This window comes from Streptomyces sp. NPDC051218, assembly GCF_044455475.1.
GTDB lineage: Bacteria > Actinomycetota > Actinomycetes > Streptomycetales > Streptomycetaceae > Streptomyces.
Genome location: NZ_JBITEU010000001.1, coordinates 635,636 through 653,789 on the forward strand (window position 1 = coordinate 635,636; position 18,154 = coordinate 653,789).

General features: G+C 71.2%; 16 protein-coding genes. 8 read left to right on the plus strand and 8 right to left on the minus strand.

Annotated features, from left to right (window positions below; all coding sequences use genetic code 11):
• The first annotated feature begins 166 nt into the window (after nt 1-166).
• Complete coding sequence (locus ACIBCK_RS02950) at nt 167-1,402, plus strand: sensor histidine kinase (protein ID WP_399386295.1); 1,236 nt, start codon at nt 167-169, stop codon at nt 1,400-1,402.
• On the plus strand, nt 1,399-2,004 hold the full coding sequence (locus tag ACIBCK_RS02955) for a response regulator (protein ID WP_399386296.1): 606 nt from the start codon (nt 1,399-1,401) through the stop codon (nt 2,002-2,004). Before ACIBCK_RS02950 ends, ACIBCK_RS02955 begins: the two co-directional genes overlap by 4 nt.
• Here the strand turns inward: ACIBCK_RS02955 and ACIBCK_RS02960 are convergent.
• The 3 genes from ACIBCK_RS02960 to ACIBCK_RS02970 all read right to left on the minus strand — a co-directional run bounded on the left by ACIBCK_RS02960 (nt 2,001) and on the right by ACIBCK_RS02970 (nt 6,965).
• Entirely contained in the window at nt 2,001-3,428 is a 1,428-nt protein-coding gene (locus ACIBCK_RS02960; protein ID WP_367041415.1) for an MFS transporter, read from the minus strand. The two genes, ACIBCK_RS02955 and ACIBCK_RS02960, sit on opposite strands and share 4 nt — an antisense overlap.
• A gap of 146 nt (nt 3,429-3,574) precedes the next feature.
• Complete coding sequence (locus ACIBCK_RS02965; RefSeq protein ID WP_399386297.1) at nt 3,575-4,765, minus strand: lipid-transfer protein; 1,191 nt, start codon at nt 4,763-4,765, stop codon at nt 3,575-3,577.
• Between the two features lie 13 nt (nt 4,766-4,778).
• Nucleotides 4,779-6,965 carry an acyl-CoA dehydrogenase gene (locus tag ACIBCK_RS02970; protein ID WP_399386298.1) on the minus strand — a complete coding sequence of 729 codons (2,187 nt, stop codon included), beginning with the start codon at nt 6,963-6,965 and terminating at the stop codon, nt 4,779-4,781.
• A gap of 249 nt (nt 6,966-7,214) precedes the next feature.
• On the opposite strand from ACIBCK_RS02970, the gene ACIBCK_RS02975 reads away from it, so the two are divergent.
• On the plus strand, nt 7,215-8,942 hold the full coding sequence (locus ACIBCK_RS02975) for an MFS transporter (protein ID WP_399386299.1): 1,728 nt from the start codon (nt 7,215-7,217) through the stop codon (nt 8,940-8,942).
• Between the two features lie 96 nt (nt 8,943-9,038).
• Here the strand turns inward: ACIBCK_RS02975 and ACIBCK_RS02980 are convergent, their stop codons facing one another.
• Complete coding sequence (locus tag ACIBCK_RS02980; RefSeq protein WP_399386300.1) at nt 9,039-9,683, minus strand: CatB-related O-acetyltransferase; 645 nt, start codon at nt 9,681-9,683, stop codon at nt 9,039-9,041.
• A gap of 130 nt (nt 9,684-9,813) precedes the next feature.
• Between ACIBCK_RS02980 and ACIBCK_RS02985 the strand changes: the two genes are divergently transcribed.
• The 4 genes from ACIBCK_RS02985 to ACIBCK_RS03000 all read left to right on the plus strand — a co-directional run bounded on the left by ACIBCK_RS02985 (nt 9,814) and on the right by ACIBCK_RS03000 (nt 13,650).
• Nucleotides 9,814-10,467 carry a class I SAM-dependent methyltransferase gene (locus ACIBCK_RS02985; RefSeq protein WP_399386301.1) on the plus strand — a complete coding sequence of 218 codons (654 nt, stop codon included), beginning with the start codon at nt 9,814-9,816 and terminating at the stop codon, nt 10,465-10,467.
• A gap of 22 nt (nt 10,468-10,489) precedes the next feature.
• Nucleotides 10,490-11,479: an N-acetylmuramoyl-L-alanine amidase gene (locus ACIBCK_RS02990; RefSeq protein WP_399386302.1), complete on the plus strand. Its 990-nt coding sequence runs from the start codon at nt 10,490-10,492 to the stop codon at nt 11,477-11,479.
• A gap of 171 nt (nt 11,480-11,650) precedes the next feature.
• On the plus strand, nt 11,651-12,517 hold the full coding sequence (locus ACIBCK_RS02995) for a hypothetical protein (protein ID WP_399386303.1): 867 nt from the start codon (nt 11,651-11,653) through the stop codon (nt 12,515-12,517).
• 122 nt (nt 12,518-12,639) lie between these two features.
• Nucleotides 12,640-13,650, plus strand: a complete 1,011-nt coding sequence (locus ACIBCK_RS03000) for an LLM class F420-dependent oxidoreductase (protein ID WP_399386304.1) — start codon at nt 12,640-12,642, stop codon at nt 13,648-13,650.
• A gap of 60 nt (nt 13,651-13,710) precedes the next feature.
• On the opposite strand, the gene ACIBCK_RS03005 is transcribed toward ACIBCK_RS03000, so the two are convergent.
• The gene (locus ACIBCK_RS03005; protein ID WP_367048979.1) at nt 13,711-14,256 is read right to left on the minus strand and encodes a hypothetical protein; all 546 of its coding nucleotides are present in this window, start codon (nt 14,254-14,256) and stop codon (nt 13,711-13,713) included.
• A gap of 128 nt (nt 14,257-14,384) precedes the next feature.
• Between ACIBCK_RS03005 and ACIBCK_RS03010 the strand changes: the two genes are divergently transcribed.
• On the plus strand, nt 14,385-14,675 hold the full coding sequence (locus ACIBCK_RS03010; protein ID WP_399386305.1) for a hypothetical protein: 291 nt from the start codon (nt 14,385-14,387) through the stop codon (nt 14,673-14,675).
• Between the two features lie 176 nt (nt 14,676-14,851).
• Here the strand turns inward: ACIBCK_RS03010 and ACIBCK_RS03015 are convergent, their stop codons facing one another.
• The 3 genes from ACIBCK_RS03015 to ACIBCK_RS03025 are packed head-to-tail and all read right to left on the minus strand — an operon-like array spanning nt 14,852 to nt 18,047.
• Entirely contained in the window at nt 14,852-15,943 is a 1,092-nt protein-coding gene (locus tag ACIBCK_RS03015; protein ID WP_399386306.1) for a prenyltransferase, read from the minus strand.
• Nucleotides 15,940-16,683 (minus strand): class I SAM-dependent methyltransferase, encoded by a 744-nt coding sequence (locus ACIBCK_RS03020; protein WP_351159880.1) that lies wholly within the window; start codon nt 16,681-16,683, stop codon nt 15,940-15,942. The genes ACIBCK_RS03015 and ACIBCK_RS03020 overlap by 4 nt, the downstream gene beginning before the upstream one ends.
• Nucleotides 16,683-18,047: a glycosyltransferase family 4 protein gene (locus tag ACIBCK_RS03025; RefSeq protein ID WP_399386307.1), complete on the minus strand. Its 1,365-nt coding sequence runs from the start codon at nt 18,045-18,047 to the stop codon at nt 16,683-16,685. The genes ACIBCK_RS03020 and ACIBCK_RS03025 overlap by 1 nt, the downstream gene beginning before the upstream one ends.
• Between the last annotated feature and the right edge of the window lie 107 nt (nt 18,048-18,154).

Consider the following 18,154-nt stretch of genomic DNA (forward strand, 5'->3'; position numbering starts at 1 on the left):
GTCCGGCGATCCCATGTATAGCCGAGCCTCCGGTAGTTGTGAAGCCTCCTGACGTCACGTCAGATACGCCTGATGTGCCACCGGCGGGGCCCGGGACATTTGTACCGGCCGAGTCCGTACAGCTGCCTCTGCCGCCGCCTCGCCCCGGCTCCGTAATGTCGTCGTCATGCACACACGTCTCGCGGCCTGGAAACACAGCGGCAGGGCCCAGCTCACCGAGATGCGGGAGCGGGAGAAGTCCGGCCGGAGCAGGCCCGAGGACCTGGGCCCGCCCAACGGCTTCGCGATGCTGCCCTGGCTCCTGATGGGCATGGGCTCCTTCTCCAACCTCCTCCAGGGAAAGACGGGAAATCCCTGGCTCGGCGGCCTCGGCCTGCTGGTCTTCAACTCCCTCTACATCAGCGTGGTGTTCCGCGCCTTCGACAAGAGGTCGCGGGAGGCCCGCGTCACCAAGCGGCTGCTGCTCGCGCTGGCGGCGGTCACCTTCGCCCTCGCCATCGGTTACGGCGACAGCTGGCTGATGTTCTTCCCGCTGCTCGGCCTCGCCACGGGCGCGGTGCTGCGGGGCCGGCTGCTCGCTCCCGCGGCGTTCGCCCTGAGCATCTCCGCGGCGGTGGTCGGCGGACTGAAGGACGGCTGGGACGCGGCCGGCATCGCGTACGGCACGTTCATCTCCGTCATGGTGACGGCGGCGATCCTCGCCCTCTCCGAGACGGTGAAGGAACTGCGCGCCACACGCGAGGAGTTGGCCCGCGGCGCGGTCGAGAAGGAACGGCTGCGGTTCTCCCGGGACCTGCACGACCTGCTCGGCCACACGCTCTCGGTGATCGTCGTGAAGGCGGAGGCGACGCGCCGTCTCGCCCCCCGCGACCTGGAGGCCGCGCTCGGCCAGGTCTCCGACATCGAGTCCGTCGGCCGCCAGGCCCTGACCGAGATCCGCGAGGCGGTCACCGGCTACCGCGAGGGCAGCCTGGCCACGGAGCTCGACCGGGCCCGTGACCTCCTGGACGCGGCGGGCATCGAGGCGGTCGTACGCCAGTCGGGGCCGCCGCTCGCCCCGCAGACCGCGGCCCTGCTCGGCTGGGTCGTCCGGGAGTCCGCCACGAATGTCGTACGCCACTCAAGGGCGACCCGCTGCGAGATCGAGGTGGCGGGCACCGCCGAACGGACTCGGCTGCTGATCACCGACGACGGCCGCGGCGTAGGCTCGGGAAAGCCCGGCAGCGGGCTGAAGGGCCTGGCCGAGCGCCTGGCGGCGGCGGGCGGCTCCCTGGAGTCAGGACCCGCGCCGCGCGGCGGATTCTGGGTCACAGCGGAGCTGCCGGTCACCGAGCCAAGCCCAGGCCCCGGACCCGGTCCCGCCGCCGGTTCCGGCCCCGTCGCGGAGGAGCACACCCCATGATCAGAGTTCTGCTCGCCGAGGATCAGGGCATGATGCGGAGCGCGCTCGCGCTGCTGCTCGGCATGGAGCAGGACATCGAGGTCGTCGCACAGGTCGGCGCGGGCGACGAGATCGTGGACGCGGCGCTGAACTCCCGCCCCGACGTGGCGCTCCTCGACATCGAACTGCCGGGCCGCAGCGGGCTCGACGCGGCGGCGGACCTGCGCGAGGAGTGCCCCGAGTGCCGGGTCCTCATCCTCACGACCTTCGGCAGGCCCGGCTATCTGCGCCGGGCCATGGAGGCGGGCGCGGTGGGGTTCCTGGTCAAGGACGGCCCGGTGGAGGACCTGGCGGAGGCGATCCGGCAGGCGCTGCGGGGCGAGACGGTGATCGACCCCGCGCTCGCGGCTGCGGCACTGAGCGAGGGGCCGAGCCCGCTGACCGGCCGGGAGGCAGACGTACTGAAGGCCTCGGTGGACGGGGCGACGGTCTCCGACATCGCCGAGAAGCTGCATCTGTCGGAGTCGACGGTGCGCAACTACCTCTCGGCGGCGATCGGCAAGACGGGGACACGCAACCGCATGGAGGCGGTCCGGGAGGCGCGGCAGCGCGGGTGGCTCTAGGCGGGGCCGGTCCTCTCCCGCGGCATCCACACCAGCAGCACGAGCACCCCCACCAGCAGGATGCACCCACTGGTCCGGAAAGCCATCGCGTAGCCCGCGGTCAGCGCCTCCGGGGTCGTGGAGCCCCCCATCCGCGACGCCGAGACCGTCGAGAGCACCGCGAGGCCCAGCGCCCCGCCCATGGTGCGTGAGGTGTTGATGAGCCCGGAGACAAGTCCCGCGTCCCCCGGGTCGGCCCCCGAGGTGCCGAGCGAGGCGAGCGGCGTCGTGGCGAGGCCCGCGCCGAACATCATCACGATGCCGGGCAGCATGATCGAGGTGACGTAGCCGCCGTCGGCGGTCATCAGGGACTGCCAGCCGAAGCCCGCCGACGCCACCACGATGCCGAGCACGGACACGTTCTTCGCGCCGAGCACCCGCATCAGCCGCGGCGCCAGCTTCGAGCCGACGACGATCGTCAGCGAGGAGGGGATCAGGGCGAGGCCCGCCTTGAGCGCCGAGTAGCCGAGGACGTTCTGCGCGTACAGCGTCATGAAGAACCACATGGCGAACATGCCGCCGCCGCACACGAACATCGCCGCGTTCGCCGCCGAAACCGACCGCACCCGGAACAGCTTCAGGGGCATCAGCGGGACCTTCGTACGCGCCTCGACCAGGAGGAAGAGGCCGAGCAGCACGAGCCCGGCGGCCAGCGGCACCAGGGTGGCCGCGGCTGTCCAGCCCTTCTCCTCCGTCTGCACGATCCCGTACGCGAGCGTGGCGAGCCCCGCCGTCACGAGCACCGCGCCCGGCACGTCGAGGCGGCGCGCCTGGCCGGCCTTGCTCTCGGTGAGCCAGGCGACGCCCGCGACGATGACGAGCGCGCCGATCGGCACGTTGATCAGGAGCACCCAGCGCCAGGAGAGCAGGTCGGTGAGGACGCCGCCGACGAGGCCGCCCGCGGCGCCGCCGCCCGCGCCCACCGCCGACCAGGTCCCGATCGCCCGTATCCGGGCGGGGCCCTCGGGCACCGCCGAGGTCAGGATCGTCAGGGTCGAAGGGGCGAGGACCGCGGCGCCGAGACCCTGCACCGCGCGCGCCACCAGCAGCTGCCACTCGGCCTGCGCGAGACCGCCGGCGAGCGAGGCCACCGTGAAGAGCCCGAGCCCGACCAGGAACATCCGCTTGCGGCCGAAGAGGTCGCCGGCCCGCCCGCCGAGCAGCATGAAGCCCGCGAAGGCGATCGAGTAGGCGTTGACCACCCATTGCAGTCCGACGGCGCTCATGCCCAGGTCGGACCGCATCGACGGCAGTGCGGTGTTCACCACCGACACGTCGAGTACGACCAGGAACTGCCCGGCGCAGGCGGCGAGCAGCACCGCCCACACGGGCGCGGACTTCCGCGGCGGCGCGGCTATGTAAGTGTCGGGGGGCGTTTGGACCATGACAGGAATGGTGCCAGGGTCTCGGCCGTGCATGCATCGGGGTTTCGACGCAGAGGACCTCCGCCTCCGGTCCTAGGCCCTGAGGTCCTCTCCGTTCACCGCCGTTCAGCCCTTGCGCGGCTCGCACGGAGTGTCCCCGCTGCCGCTCAGCCCTTGCGCAGCAGCGTCACCACCGCCGCTCCCCCGAGGCCGATGTTGTGCGCGAGGCCCACCCGGGCCCCCGCCACCTGCCTGGCGTCCGCCTCGCCCCTCAACTGCCAGGTGAGCTCGGCCACTTGGGCGATGCCCGTCGCGCCGAGCGGGTGCCCCTTGGAGATCAGGCCGCCCGAGGGGTTCACCACCCACCGCCCGCCGTACGTCGTCGCCCCGCTCTCGACGAGCTTTCCGGACTCACCCGCCGGGCACATGCCGAGCGCCTCGTAGGTGAGGAGCTCGTTGATGGAGAAGCAGTCGTGCAGCTCGACGACGTCGACGTCCTCGATGCCGAGTCCCGACCTCTCGTACACCTGCCGCGCCGCCGCCCTCGACATCGGCTGCCCCACGACGTCGATGCACGAGCCCGAGTCGAAGGACTCCCCGGTGTCCGTGGTCATGGCCTGCGCGGCGATCTCGACGGCGCGCTCCTGAAGGCCGTGCCGCTCCACGAACCTCTCCGACACCACCACCGCGGCGGCCGACCCGTCCGACGTCGGCGAGCACTGCAGCTTGGTGAGCGGACGGTGGATGGTCTTGGCGGCGAGGATCTCGTCGACGGTGTACTCGTCCTGGAACTGGGCGTACGGGTTGTTCACCGAGTGCCGGTGGTTCTTCGCGCCCACCGCGGCCAGCTGCGCCTCGGTCGTGCCGTACCGCTCCATGTGCTCGCGTGCCGCGTCGCCGAAGATCTGGGCGGTGGGCGGGGTCATCTCGAAGCCGTGCCGGGCCGCCATGATGCCGTAGTGCCGGGCGACGGGAGACGTCTTGAAGTCACCCCCGTCACTCCCACCCCCCAGCGCGCCGCGCGCCATCTTCTCGAAGCCGAGCGCGAGCACGCAGTCGTTGATGCCGCCCTCGACGAACTGCCGCGCCATCATCAGCGCGGTCGAGGCCGTCGCGCAGTTGTTGTTCACGTTGTAGACGGGGACGCCGGTCAGACCCAGTTCGTACACGGCGCGCTGGCCCGCCGTCGATGCCTGGAAGCAGTACCCGACCGGCACCTGCTCCACCTGCTCGTACGAGATCCCGGCGTCGTCGAGCGCCTTGGTGCCCGCCTCCTTCGCCATGTCCCAGTACTGCCAGTCCCGCGTCTCGGGCTTCTCGAACTTCGTCATTCCGACGCCGACTATGTACGCCTTCACTGGCCAGCTCCTTCTAGGGGGTGGGGCGCGGCTCGGGGTCCCTCGGCAGGCCGAGCAGCCGCTCCGCGACGACGTTCAGCTGCACCTGCGTGGTGCCGCCCGCGATGGTCAGGCAGCGCGCCATCAGGAAGCCGTGCAGCGCGCGCTCCCCCGGGCCCTCGCGCACCGCGCCCTCGGGGCCGAGCAGTTCGAGGGCAAGCTCGGCGACCTTCTGCTGATGCGGGGTCTGCACGAGCTTGCGGACGGAGGCCCCGGCCCCCGGTTCCGCCCCGGCCACCTGCCGCATCGTCGTGCGCAGGCCGATGCAGGAGAGCGCGTGCGCCTCGGCCGCGAGCGCGCCGATCCGCGCGCGGCAGGCGCCGTCGAGCTCGCCGGCGCGCTCGATGAGCGCCTCCAGGCCGGTGTCGAAGGTCAGCTGGTCGGCCATGTGGACGCGTTCGTTGCCGAGCGTGTGGCGCGCGACCCGCCAGCCGTCGTTCACCTCGCCGACGACCGCGTCGGCGGGCAGCAGGACGTCGTCGAAGTAGACCTCGTTGAAGAGGGAGTCCCCGGTGATCTCCTTCAGCGGGCGGATGTCGATGCCCGACGCCCGCTTCATGTCGATGAGGAAGTACGTGAGCCCCTTGTGCTTGGGTGCGTCGGGGTCCGTGCGGGCCAGCAGGATGCCGTGGTCGGCCCACTGGGCCGCGCTCGTCCACACCTTCTGGCCGTTGATCAGCCAGCCGCCATCGACCCGCTCGGCCCGCGTCCGCAGCGACGCCAGGTCCGAACCGGCCCCGGGCTCGCTGAACAGCTGGCACCACAGCACCTCGCCCCTGAGCGTCGGCGCCAGAAACCGCTCCTGCTGCTCGCCCGTCCCGTACGCGATGAGCGAGGGCACCACCCAGGTGGCGATCCCGAGGTCGCTGACGCGCACTCCGGCAGCCGCCAACTCCTCCTGGACGACGAGCTGTTGGACGGGGCCCGCGCCGAGGCCGTACGGCTCGGGCAGGTGCGGCGCGGCGTAGCCCGTGGGCGCCAGCGCCTTGCGCGCGGCGGCCGGGTCGAGGCCGCGGGCCGTGGCGATGGCCTCGCGTGCCCGCTCCCGGTACGCGTCCGCCTCCCGGGGCAGCTCCATCCGCAGCTCGCGCCGTGCGCCGCCCTCCGCGTGCCGCACCGCCCGCAGCCGGTGCGCGTCGCCGGCGCCGAGCAGCTGCCGGGCGACGAGTGACCTGCGCAGATACAGGTGCGCGTCGTGCTCCCAGGTGAAGCCGATGCCGCCGAGGATCTGGATGGCGTCCTTGGCGCAGGAGTACGCGGCGTCGAGCGCGGCCCCGGCGGCGAGCGCGCAGACCAGGCCTCGCACCTCCGGCGACGGCTCGTCCGCCGCACGCGCCGCGTCCCAGGCGAGCGCCCGCGCCTGCTCAAGACGCACCAGCATGTCCGCGCAGAGGTGCTTGACCGCCTGGAACTGCCCGATCGGCCGCCCGAACTGCTCCCGCACCTTCGCGTACTCGGTGGCGGTCTCCAGCGCCCAGGCCGCCACCCCGCACGCGTCCGCCGCGTACAGGGCGCACGCGAGATCCCGTACGAGCGCCGCGTCGACGCCGAGCACCCGCCCGGCCGGCACCTCCACCCCGTCCGCCGACACGTCGGCGGTGGGCCGCGTCGGATCGGCGCCCTCGTGTGTCCGTACGGTCAGCTCGGCCGCGTCGACGGCCAGCCACTCGGTTCCGTGCGCGGACTCGGCGGCCAGGATCAGCAGGTCGGCGTCCGCCCCGCAGAGCACGGGCGGCGCTGCGCCGTCGAGGACGTAGCCGTCCGTCACGGACACCGCGGTCAGTGTTCCCGCACCGAGAGCGACGGCGCCGATGCGCGCGCCGGACGCCAGCTCGGCGGCGAGGTCGTCGGCGCCCGCCCGGTGCAGCACGGCCGAGGCGAGGGAGCTCGCCAGGTAGGGCCCCGGGAGCGCGGCCCGTCCCGCCTCCTCCAGGGCGACCGCGAGGTCCACGAGGTCGCCGCCCCCGCCGCCGCACTCCTCGGGCAGGTGCACCGCGAGCAGCCCCTGCTCGGCGAGCCCGTCCCAGTGGGCGGGCCTGCCGCCGGGGGCCGACGGGGCGTCGAGCAGTTTGCGTATCTCCTCGGGCGGTACGGCGCGGGCACTCCAGCCGCGCACCGCCGCTGCCAACTCCCGCTGTTCCTGCGTGATTCCGATGCCCATGCGCGTCCTCGCCGGTAGCAGCTTCCGGGACGGCGACACACTAGAACACGTTCCAATTCGATGGAAGCCTGACGGGGGGTCAGATGCGGGTCGGGCCCAGTGCCGGGCGCGGGGCTCCCGTAAGCCCCCGGTTAACAACAGGTCAAGACTTCCCCTCGTACGACATCCGTCGGAATAGTCGCCCGGGGAAACAGGTTCGTACTGCACGTACCCCTGCCAGCTCTTGCCCGCCCTCGGAGGCCCCACGTAATGACGCAGTCGACGACCCACCAACGCGGCACCCGCGGAGTCGTCCCCGTACTCGCTTTCGCCGGCATCGTCGTCGCGGTGATGCAGACGCTCCTGGTGCCGGTCATCAAGGACCTGCCGACACTCCTGAGCACCTCGCCGTCGAACGCCACGTGGGTCATGACGGCGACCCTCCTCGCCGGCGCCGTCTCGACCCCGATCATGGGCCGCCTCGGCGACCTCTACGGCAAGCGCCGCATGCTGCTCGCGAGCCTGGCCGTGATGGTCGTGGGCTCGCTGATCTGCGGTTTCACCGACGACCTCGTCGTGATGATCGTGGGCCGTGCCCTCCAGGGCTTCGCGATGGGCGCCATCCCGCTCGGCATCGGCCTGATGCGCGACGAGCTGCCCCGCGAGAAGCTCGGCTCCGCGATGGCCCTGATGAGCTCGTCCATCGGCGTCGGCGGCGGCCTCGCGCTGCCGCTCGCGGCACTGACCGCGCAGCACGCCGACTGGCACGCCCTGTTCTTCGGCGCGGCGGGCCTGGGCGTCATATCGATGCTCCTGGCCGTCCTTTTCGTACCCGAGAGCAAGGTCAAGGCGCAGGGCACCTTCGACGTGATCGGCGCGCTCGGCCTCTCCGCGGGCCTGGTCCTCTTCCTGCTCCCCATCACCAAGGGCAGCGACTGGGGCTGGACCTCGGGCATGACGCTCGGCCTGTTCGGCGCCGCGGCGCTCGTCCTGGTCCTCTGGGGCGTGATGGAGCTGCGCCTCAAGGCGCCGCTGGTGGACCTGCGCACCACGGCCCGCCCCGCGGTCCTGTTCACCAACCTCGCCTCGATCACGGTCGGCGTGGCGTTCTACGCGATCTCGCTGGTGCTCCCGCAGCTGCTCCAGCTGCCGACCACCACCGGCTACGGTCTCGGCCAGTCCATGGTCGTCGCGGGCCTGTGCGTGGCACCGCTGGGCCTGACGATGATGCTCACGGCCCCGGTCTACGCCCGCCTCTCGGCGAAGTACGGACCGAAGGTGACCCTCATCCTCGGCATGCTGATCATCGGGATCGGCTACGGCGCGGGCCTCGGCCTGATGAGCGCCGCCTGGCAGACGATCATCATCGCGGTCGTGATCGGCGCGGGCATCGGCCTCGCCTACTCCTCGCTCCCGGCGCTGATCATCGGCGCCGTGCCCGCTTCGGAGACGGGCGCGGCGAACGGCCTCAACACGCTGATGCGCTCCATCGGCACGTCGGTCTCGTCCGCCGTGATCGGCATGGTCCTCGCCAACACGGCGAACCACGTGGGCGGCGTCGCCGTCCCGACGATGACGGGCTTCCGCACGTCCTTCCTCATCGCCACCGGTGCGGTCGCCCTCGGCCTGGTCTTCGCGCTCTTCCTGCCGTCCGCCCGCCGCTCGGTCAAGACCCAGCTACGGGCCAGCAGCGAGGAGGACGCGAACCTGCGCGCGGCGACGCAGGCGCTGACCGGTTTCCACGGCCGGGTACTGAGCCCCGCCGGGGCGCCGGTCGCGCGGGCGAAGGTGACGCTGATCGACCGCAGGGGGCGACAGGCGGGCTCGGCCCTCACGGACGAGGGCGGCCACTATTCCCTCGCGGTGCCGGGCGACGGCTCGTACGTCCTCGCGGCAACGGCATCCGGCCACGCACCACTGGCTTCGGCGGCGGGGCATCAGGGGGGTGCGGTGGAGGTCGATCTGCTGCTGCCGGGCGGGAGTGAGGTGCTGGCGTAGGGGCGGGCCCTGCGGGGCTCTGTCCTCAGGCGCCGGACGGGCTGAATATTCAGCCCGTCCGGCGCTTGAGGACGAACTCGGCGGAGCCGGTGATCACTACCGCCGCGGAGCGACCCTCTCCAGCTCGTCGATCGACCCGGACATCACAGTCCGCACATGCTCGGTCAGATGCTCCGCAGGCCAGTCCCACCAGCCAACGGCCAGCAGCCGCGCAACCTCGTCCTCGCTGTACCGCGTACGAATCAGCTTCGCGGGGTTGCCGCCCACGACCCCATAGTCAGGGACGTCGTCCACGACGACCGACCCCGAGGCGATGACGGCCCCGTGCCCGATCCGCACACCGGGCATCACCATCACCCCGTACCCGAACCACACGTCATGACCGACCACGGTGTCGCCCCGCCCCGGCAACCCGCTGATCAGATCGAAGTGCTCGCTCCACGAGCCGCCCATGATCGGGAACGGGAAGGTCGATGGCCCGTCCATCCGGTGGTTCGCGCCGTTCATGATGAACCGCACCCCCGTCCCGAACGCACAGAACTTTCCGATACGGAGCTTCTCGGGCCCGTAGTGGTAAAGGACGTTGCGCGTCTCGAAGGCGGTCGCGTCGTCCGGATCGTCGTAGTAGGAGTACTCCCCCACCTCGATCAGCGGAGACTTCACCAGCGGCTTCAGCAACACGACACGAGGCTGGTCCGGAAAGGGATGCACCACCGTCGGATCCGCCGGTACGAGTTCCATGGCCGTTCCCCTCACTGTTCCTCACTGTTCCTCGTCACGGCCCCGCCTTCATGATCAACCGGGCCATGCGGCAGCATAGGTCGGCCCACGGCGCAGACCCACCGCTTTTCCGAAGCCCAGGAGGACCCCCATGGCCGCCCCCCAGCCCGAGCCGGAGATCCTCGCCGCCTTCGAAGCCGCCAAGGGCTTCATGCCGGCCGGTGAGGGCCTCGCCCTGTACGCGGCGGCGACGGAGGCCGCGGGGCTGGGGCTTCCGCTCCTGGAGGTCGGCACGTACTGCGGCCGCTCCACGATCCTGCTCGCGGACGCCGCCCGTCAGGCGGGCGTCACGGCCATCACCGTGGACCACCACCGAGGCAGTGAGGAGCAGCAGCCTGGCTGGGAGTACCACGACCCGGCGACGGTCGACCCGGAGGTCGGCCGCATGGACACGCTCCCCACTTTCCGCCGCACGCTGCACCACGCGGGCCTGGAGGACCACGTCATCGCGATCGTGGGCCGCTCGCCGCAGGTGGCGAAGGCATGGGGCGGGCCGCTCGGCCTCGTCTTCATCGACGGCGGCCACACGGACGAGCACGCGACGGGCGACTACGAGGGCTGGGCCCCGCACGTCGCGCAGGGCGGCCTGCTCCTGATCCACGACGTCTTCCCCGACCCCGTCGACATCATGACGGGCCAGGCCCCGTACCGCGTCTACCTCAGGGCACTGGAATCCGGCGCGTTCACCGAGGTCTCGGCAACCGACTCCCTGCGCGTCCTGCGGCGAACGGGAGCGGGGATCTGACCTCGCGGTTAGAGTCGCTCTCGTGTCGTACGTAGGCCCGGACAGCCAGCCCCCACGCCCGCCCCGCCGTTTCAGCGGCGGCCCCCTCACGGTGACGCTCGCCGCGCTGGTGCCGACGTGCCTCGCGGGGTGGCTCATCTACGAGGCGACGAGCGGTCCCGGTGGCAGCGAGCCACCCAGAACGCTTCCCTCCACGAGCCAGTCCGCGAAGGGGTCCCCGTCGGCCTCCGAGAAGGAGGACGGAAAGGGAGAGGACGGCGAACCGAGCGCGTCGAAGTCCTCCAAGCCGTCGAAGTCCTCGAAGCCTTCGAAGTCCGCGAGCCGCCCCGCCGCTTCCGGCCCCCTCAAGGGCAAGGTGGTCGTTATCGACCCCGGCCACAACACGGGCAACGGCAAGCACACGGCCGAGATCAACCGTCTCGTCGACGTCGGCACGCACCGCAAGGAGTGCGACACGACGGGCACCTCCACGAACAACGGTTACAGCGAGGCCCAGTTCACCCTCGACGTCTCGCGCCGCCTGCGCACGCTCCTCGAGAAGCAGGGCGCCACGGTCAAGTTCACCCAGGACGGCGACCGCCCCTGGGGCCCCTGCGTCGACGAGCGCGCCCGCATCGGCAACAACGCCCGCGCGGACGCGGTCGTCTCCGTCCACGCCGACGGATCGGCGGCGGGCAACCGCGGCTTCCATGTGATCCTGCCCGCATCGGTCAAGTCCGGCGCCGCGGACACCTCCAAGATCGTCGCCCCGTCCCGCGCCCTGGGCGAGCGCATCGCGGGCAAGTTCCTGAGCGCGACGGGCAGCGCCCCCTCGAACTACGTCGGCGACGGCACCGGTCTCGACGTACGCAAGGATCTGGGCGGCCTCAACCTCTCGACGGTCCCCAAGGTGTTCATCGAGTGCGGCAACATGCGGGACGCGAAGGACGAGGCATTGCTCACGAACGGCACCTGGCGCCAGAAGGCGGCCCAGGGCATCTCCGACGGAATCGCGAGCTTCCTGCGCGGATAACGGGTTGGTTCGTCGGGGATAACGGGTTGGTTGGTCTTTATCCCGAGCAGACACCCCACCGGTGCGAACGATAATGTCCTCCGTACGATGGGGGGCCATCCCCGCGCTTTGCGCCGCGACCTTGGGGCGAGCGACGCCTCCACCGACGAGACGACTTACGAAGGACCTGAAGTGAATATCCGCTCTCTCACTCGAGGCGACGGCGTGGTGATCGGGGCAGCGGTGTTGCTGTTCATCGCCTCGTTCCTGGCCATCGTCGACCTCGAAGGTGTCTCGGGCTCAGCCGACATGCCGAACGCCTGGAACAGCGGGCCGTTCTTGCTGGGGGTCACCCTGGCCGGAATCATCGGTGCCGTCTGCATCATCGTCGCCCGCGGGCTGCCGACCGCACCGAAGGTGCTCGGCATCGACCTCGGGCACTTCGGTGTGGCCTTCACCGTGGCGTCCCTCTGGAGCGCCATCGGGCAGGTCTTCGACCCGGCCGGCGGCTTCGACAACCTGGGTTCGGGTGACAGCGGCGTAGAGGTCGGTGTCGGCACCATCCTCTCCCTGATCGCCACGCTCATCCTGGCCGCCGGCGCGATCCTCTCCCTGACGGTCCCCGCCTTCAAGGCCCCCCTCGTCGGCGCCCCGCGCCCCACCCCCCAGCCCTACGGCGGTCAGCCGCAGGGCGGTTATGGGTACCCCGGTGCGCAGGGCCAGCCGCAGCAGGGGCAGCCGTACGGCGCCCAGCCCGGTCAGCCCGGACAGCCGCAGCAGGGGCAGCCCTTCGGTGCCCAGCCGGGTCAGCCGCAGCCGGGGCAGCAGACGCCGCCTCCCGGGCAGGCGCAGGCCGCCGGTGACTTCTCGCCGTTCTGGTTCGCCGTGCCGGTGCCGCGTCCGCTGTACGCGGAGGACGGTTCGCCGACGCCGATCGCCGAACTGGCGCCCGGCACCTGGTACTTGGCCGTCGAGCAGCGCGGCCCCGGCCTGGTGGCCCAGACGCAGGACGGCCGTCGTGGCGTGCTGCAGGACACCACCGGGATTCAGCGCGGCTGATCTCCGACGCACCTCGCGGCCCCTCGCCCTTCCGGGCGGGGGGCCGTTGTCGTACAGTCGCCGTCCCGCCGTGAACTGACGGGTCGTCAGGAATTCGAACTCGGGATGGATTGGGGTCACGCATGCGTCTGGGGCTCGCACTTGGCTACTGGGGACGCGGTCCCGACCCGCAGCACGTGGCGCTCGCCCAGGAGGCAGAGCGGCTCGGCTACGACTCCGTGTGGACCGCCGAGGCCTGGGGCTCGGACGCCTTCACGCCGCTGACCTGGATCGCGGCGCAGACCTCACGGATCAAGCTGGGCACGGCGATCGTCCAGATGGCGGCGCGCTCGCCCGTCACGACCGCGATGCACGCCCTGACCCTGGACCACCTGTCCGGCGGGCGGATGATGCTCGGACTCGGGCTCTCCGGGCCGCAGGTGGTGGAGGGGTGGTACGGGCGGCCGTTCCCGAAGTCGCCGCTGACCGCCACGCGGGAGTACGTGGATGTGATCCGCCAGGTGCTGCGCCGCGAGGGGCCCGTCACTCTCGACGGGCGCTTCCACACCCACCCCTACGTCGGGGAGGACGGCAGCGGTCTCGGCAAGCCCCTGAAGCCGATCACACATCCGCTGCGGGCCGACCTGCCGGTGCTGCTCGGCGCGGAAGGCCCGAAGAACATCGCGCAGACGGCGCGGATCGCGGACGGCTGGCTGCCGCTCTACTGGTCGCCGATGCGGGCCGACGTGTACGAGGCGTCGCTGGAGGGTGCGCGGGACGGCTTCATGGTCGCCCCCATGGCGCGGGCGAAAGTCTGCGACGACGTTGCGGAGGGCCTGCTTCCGGTCAAGGCGATGCTGGGCTTCTATATCGGGGGGATGGGGCACTCCGCGCGAAACTTCCATGCAGATCTGATGGCGCGGATGGGGTTCGAGGAAGAGGCCCGGCGGATTCAGGAGCTGTTTCTGGCGGGGCGCCGCGAGGAGGCGGTTTCGGCCGTTCCTGATGCCTTCGCCGACGAGATCTCGCTGGTGGGACCTCGGGAACGGATCGCCGAGCGACTGGAGTTGTGGCGCAAGGGGCCCGTGACGGATCTGCTGGTACTGGCGCCGGACCGTCATACGCTGCGGGTGCTGGCGGAGCTGAACGGCTGACAGACCCCGCCCAAGGCCGGCCCGAGGCCGGCCCGAGGCCGGCCCGAGGCCAGGGGCCTGCTACCCCTTCGCCAGCTCTCCCGCCGACGGCACCTTGTCCTTGACCTCCGCGCCCGCGCCCTTGCCCGCGTCCTTCACCTGCTTGATGACGTCGTCGAAGGAGTTCACGACCGAGTCGGTGGACTCGCCCTTGCGGAGCTTTTTCGGGAGGTCCTTGAGGGCGTCGATGCCTGCGGTCAGGGGCGCCACCGCCTTGGACAGCGTCGGGTCGCCCTTGGCGTTCTTCGTCGCCGCCTTCAGGCGGTTGTAGGCGAGCGTCCCCGCGAGGCCCGCCTTGATCAGGGCGAACTTGCGGCCGTCGGCGCCCTTCTTGAACTTCCCCGCCCGGAAGGGCTTCACGATCCACTGGTACGTCGCCCCCGCCGCGATCCCCGCGTTCGCGACGAAGCGCGTCTTGGCGAACTTCTGCTTCTCGGCGGAGCTGGAGCTCGACGGCGCCGAGGCGGCGTCCGCGTCGTCACCTCCGCAGCCGGTCGTCCCCGCGAGCAGGGCGCCGCACAACACAGGGGCGACGAGAGACCGGCGTACGGTCGCGGCGGACAGCAACACGGGAACCTCCGGGCGTGGACAGCGAGTGGACAGCTCTCCCGGCAGCCTCACCCCGCCCGGCGCGGCCCGCCACTCGGGCGGGCCCGTACGGGTTTCAGCCAGGCCCAGCCAGGTACACGGAAGCCATGGCGACCAGAAGCGCACGTGGCAGCACCGCAGCGAGGGTCATCGTCATCGTCGCGGACGTGATGGCCATCATCCTCGGCCTGTGGATCCTCATGTATCTGTTGGACGCGAACCGCGCCAACGACCTCGTCCAATTCATCCACGACGTGGCCCGCTGGCTGGCCGGCTGGTCCCACGACCTCTTCACGTTCGACGAGGCCTGGGCCCGCGTGGTCTGCGGCTACGGCCTGGCAGCCCTCGTATACATCCTCGTCGGCCACGCCATCGCCGGACGGCTCCGCCGCTACTGAACCAGCCGAGCCACCCCGCCCCCCGGGCACACACATCACGACCCGGGGGTCCGGGGGCACCCCTCGGAAAAACACAGCACGTTCGACGAGACCTGGACCCGCGCAGTCTGCGGCTACGGCCTGGCAGCCCTCGTATACGTCCTCGTCGGCCACGCCATCGCCGGACGTCTACGCCGCTACTGACCCCCCGCGGTCGCTTCGCAGCACTCCGGCGCAAGGCCCACCGGCAGGCGTTCTCCTGAGAACACCGCGCAGGTGGCCTCGTCGCCGCCTAGTGCTGCCACGGCGAGCAGCAGGGAGCCCGCCGTCCACGTGGTGAGCTCCTCCGGCCAGATCGCGGCGTCGTCGAAGACGTAGCCCGTCCAGTAGAGGCCGCTCTCCGCGTCGCGCAGGTGCTGGATCGACTGGAGGATCTCCAGGGCGCGGTCCGATTCACCCAACACCCAGAGGGACAGGGCGAGTTCGGCGCTCTCGCCGCCCGTCACCCAGTTGTTGGGGATGACGCAGCGCACGCCGAGGTCCGGCACCACGAAGCGGTCCCAGCCCTCCTCCATGCGGGACTTGGCCTCCGCGCCCGTGAGCGCGCCGCCGAGGACCGGGTAGTACCAGTCCATCGAGTAGCGGTCCTTGTCCAGGAACCGCTCGGGGTGGCTGTGTATGGCGTGGGCCAGCGCGCCCGTGGCCAGCTCCCAGTCCGGCTGCGGCTCCTCGCGCTGCTCGGCGATCGCCAGAGCGCAGCGCAGCGCCTGGTGGATCGATGAACTGCCCGTCAGGAGCGCGTCGTTGACCGGCTCTCCGTCCGGCTCGCGCTTCCAGCCGATCTGGCCGCCCGGCTGCTGGAGCCCGAGGACGAACTCCACCGCGCCCACCACCGTCGGCCACAGCCGGTCGAGGAACGTGTCGTCGCCGGTCGAAAGGTAGTGATGCCAGACGCCCACGGCGATGTACGCGCAGAAGTTCGTCTCGCGGCCACGGTCCGTCACGTCGTGCGGATCCCCGTCGGCGTACGCCGCGTACCAGGACCCGTCCGGATTCTGGTGCCGCGCGAGCCAGTCGTAGGCACGGCCCGCCGCCGCGTGCTCGCCCGCAGCGTCCAGGGCCATGGCGGCCTCGGTGTGGTCCCACGGGTCCAGGTGGTGGCCGCGGAACCACGGGATCGCGCCGTCCTCGCGTTGGACGGCGAGAATTCCGCGGACCGTCCGCTGCGCCTGATCCGCCGTCAGGACGCCCGGCAGGACCAGGTGTTCGGTCCGCTCCGGGCTCGTCACGCGTCGGTCTTCGCGTCGGTCTTCGGCAGATGCGGCTTCGTCGCGTACGCCACGAAGCTCTTGCCCACGACCGGGTTGAGCAGCTGTTCCGCCACCTTCGTGGCCAGCGGTTTCTTCATGATGTCCCAGACCAGGAGCTTGTGGTACGCCCGCACCGGCAGCGCCTTGTCGTTGTCCACGCCGAACGCGCACTTCAGCCACCAGTACGGCGCGTGCAGCGCGTGCGCGTGGTGCGTGCCGTACGGCTTCAGGCCCGCTTCGCGCATCCTGCCGAGCAGTTCGTCCGCCTTGTAGATGCGGATGTGGCCGCCCTCCACCTCGTGGTAGGCGTCCGACAGGGCCCAGCAGATCTTCTCCGGGCCGTAGCGCGGGACGGTCACCGCGATGCGGCCGCCCGGCTTCAGGACCCGGACCATCTCGGCGAGCACGCCCTTGTCGTCGGGGATGTGCTCCATCACCTCGGAGATGATCACGACGTCGAACGAGGCGTCGGGGAAGGGGAGGTTGAGCGCGTCACCCTCCATCGCGGTGGCGGTCGCGCCCGCGGGAGCCTCACCCGCCTCCTTCATCGCGGCGAACCACTTGGCGACCTCGCGGATCTCCTCGGCGTTCTGGTCGAGGGCCACCACCTGGGCCCCCCGCCGGTAACACTCGAAGGCGTGCCGGCCCGCGCCGCAGCCCAGGTCGAGGACGCGGTCGCCCGCGGCGAGCGGGAAGCGGGTGAAGTCGACGGTCAGCATCAGCGATGGCTCCCGGAGTACGTCGGGGTGGTGGCCGGGGGGCGGCCGGATTGCGGGGCCGCGTTGTTGGCAATCGCCGCGCGGTACAACTCTGCGGTGCCCTGGGCGGCGCGGGCCCAGGTGAATTTGGCGAGGACCCGTTCACGGCCGGCCGCGCCGAGGCGGGCCCGCAGCTCGGGGTCGCCGAGGAGACGGAGCAGGCCGGCCGCGAGGGCGCCGGGGTCGGCGGGCCGCACGGCCAGGCAGGTCTCGCCGTCCGGCCCCGCGACCTCCGGGATCGCGCCGCCGGTCGTCGCGAGCAGCGGCGTTCCCGTCGCCATCGCCTCGGCCGCGGGGAGCGAGAAGCCCTCGTACAGCGAAGGGACGCAGGCGACCTCGGCCGAGCGGACGAGGTCCACGAGCTCCTCGTCGGTGATGCCCTTGACGAACTCGATGGCGCCTTCGAGGCCGTACTTCTCGATGGCCTGGGCGACGGGGCCGTCCTCGGCGCGCCTTCCGACGACGACGAGATGGGCGGCGGGGTTCTCGGCGCGGACCTTGGCCAGGGCTTCGACGAGGTAGATCAGGCCCTTGAGGGGGACGTCCGCGCTGGACGTCGTGACGATCCGGCCCGGCACCTCGGCGACCGAGGGGTCGGGCGAGAAGAGATCGGTGTCGGCGCCGATGTGCACGACGTTGATGCGGTCCTCGCGTACGCCGAGGTGGTCGATGATCTCCTGGCGCGATGTGCCGGAGACGGTGAGCACGGAGGGCAGCCGGCGGGCCACGCGCTTTTGCATGCGCGTGAACGCGTACCAGCGGCGTACGGACATACGGCGGCGCCAGGTGGGCGCCGCTTCGAGGTCCAGCCTGCGGTCCACGGTGATGGGGTGATGGATCGTCGAGACGAGCGGTGCGCCGAGGTCGCCCAACAGGCCGTACCCGAGCGTCTGGTTGTCGTGCACGACGTCGAACTCGCCCCGCCTGGCGCGCAGATGACGGCGGGCGCGCAGGCTGAACGTCGCGGGCTCGGGGAAGCCGCCCGTCCACATCGTCGCCACTTCGAGCGCGTCGACCCAGTCGCGGTACTCGTCGCGCTTCGGCGTGCGGAAGGGGTCGGGCGAGCGGTAGAGGTCGAGGCTCGGCAGCTCGGTGAGCTTGAGCCCTTCGAGCTCCTCGTCGTCCAGGACGGGGTAGGGCTGCGCGCCGATCACTTCGACGCTGTGGCCGAGGCGTGCCAGCTCGCGGGAGAGGTGACGTACGTAGACGCCTTGCCCCCCGCAGAACGGGTTGCCCTTGTACGTGAGGAGAGCGATGCGCAACGGACGGTCACCATCGGCGTCCGGCCCCGTCCGGGGGCCCGCCTCCATGGCCTCAGCGGTCACTCTCGGCCCCCTTCTCCCTGCGGTTGTCCGCGAGGTTACGCCGGGACGGTAATCTAGAACAAGTTTCAGACTTGATCGTTGAATGATCGCTGAATGATCGCGGAACG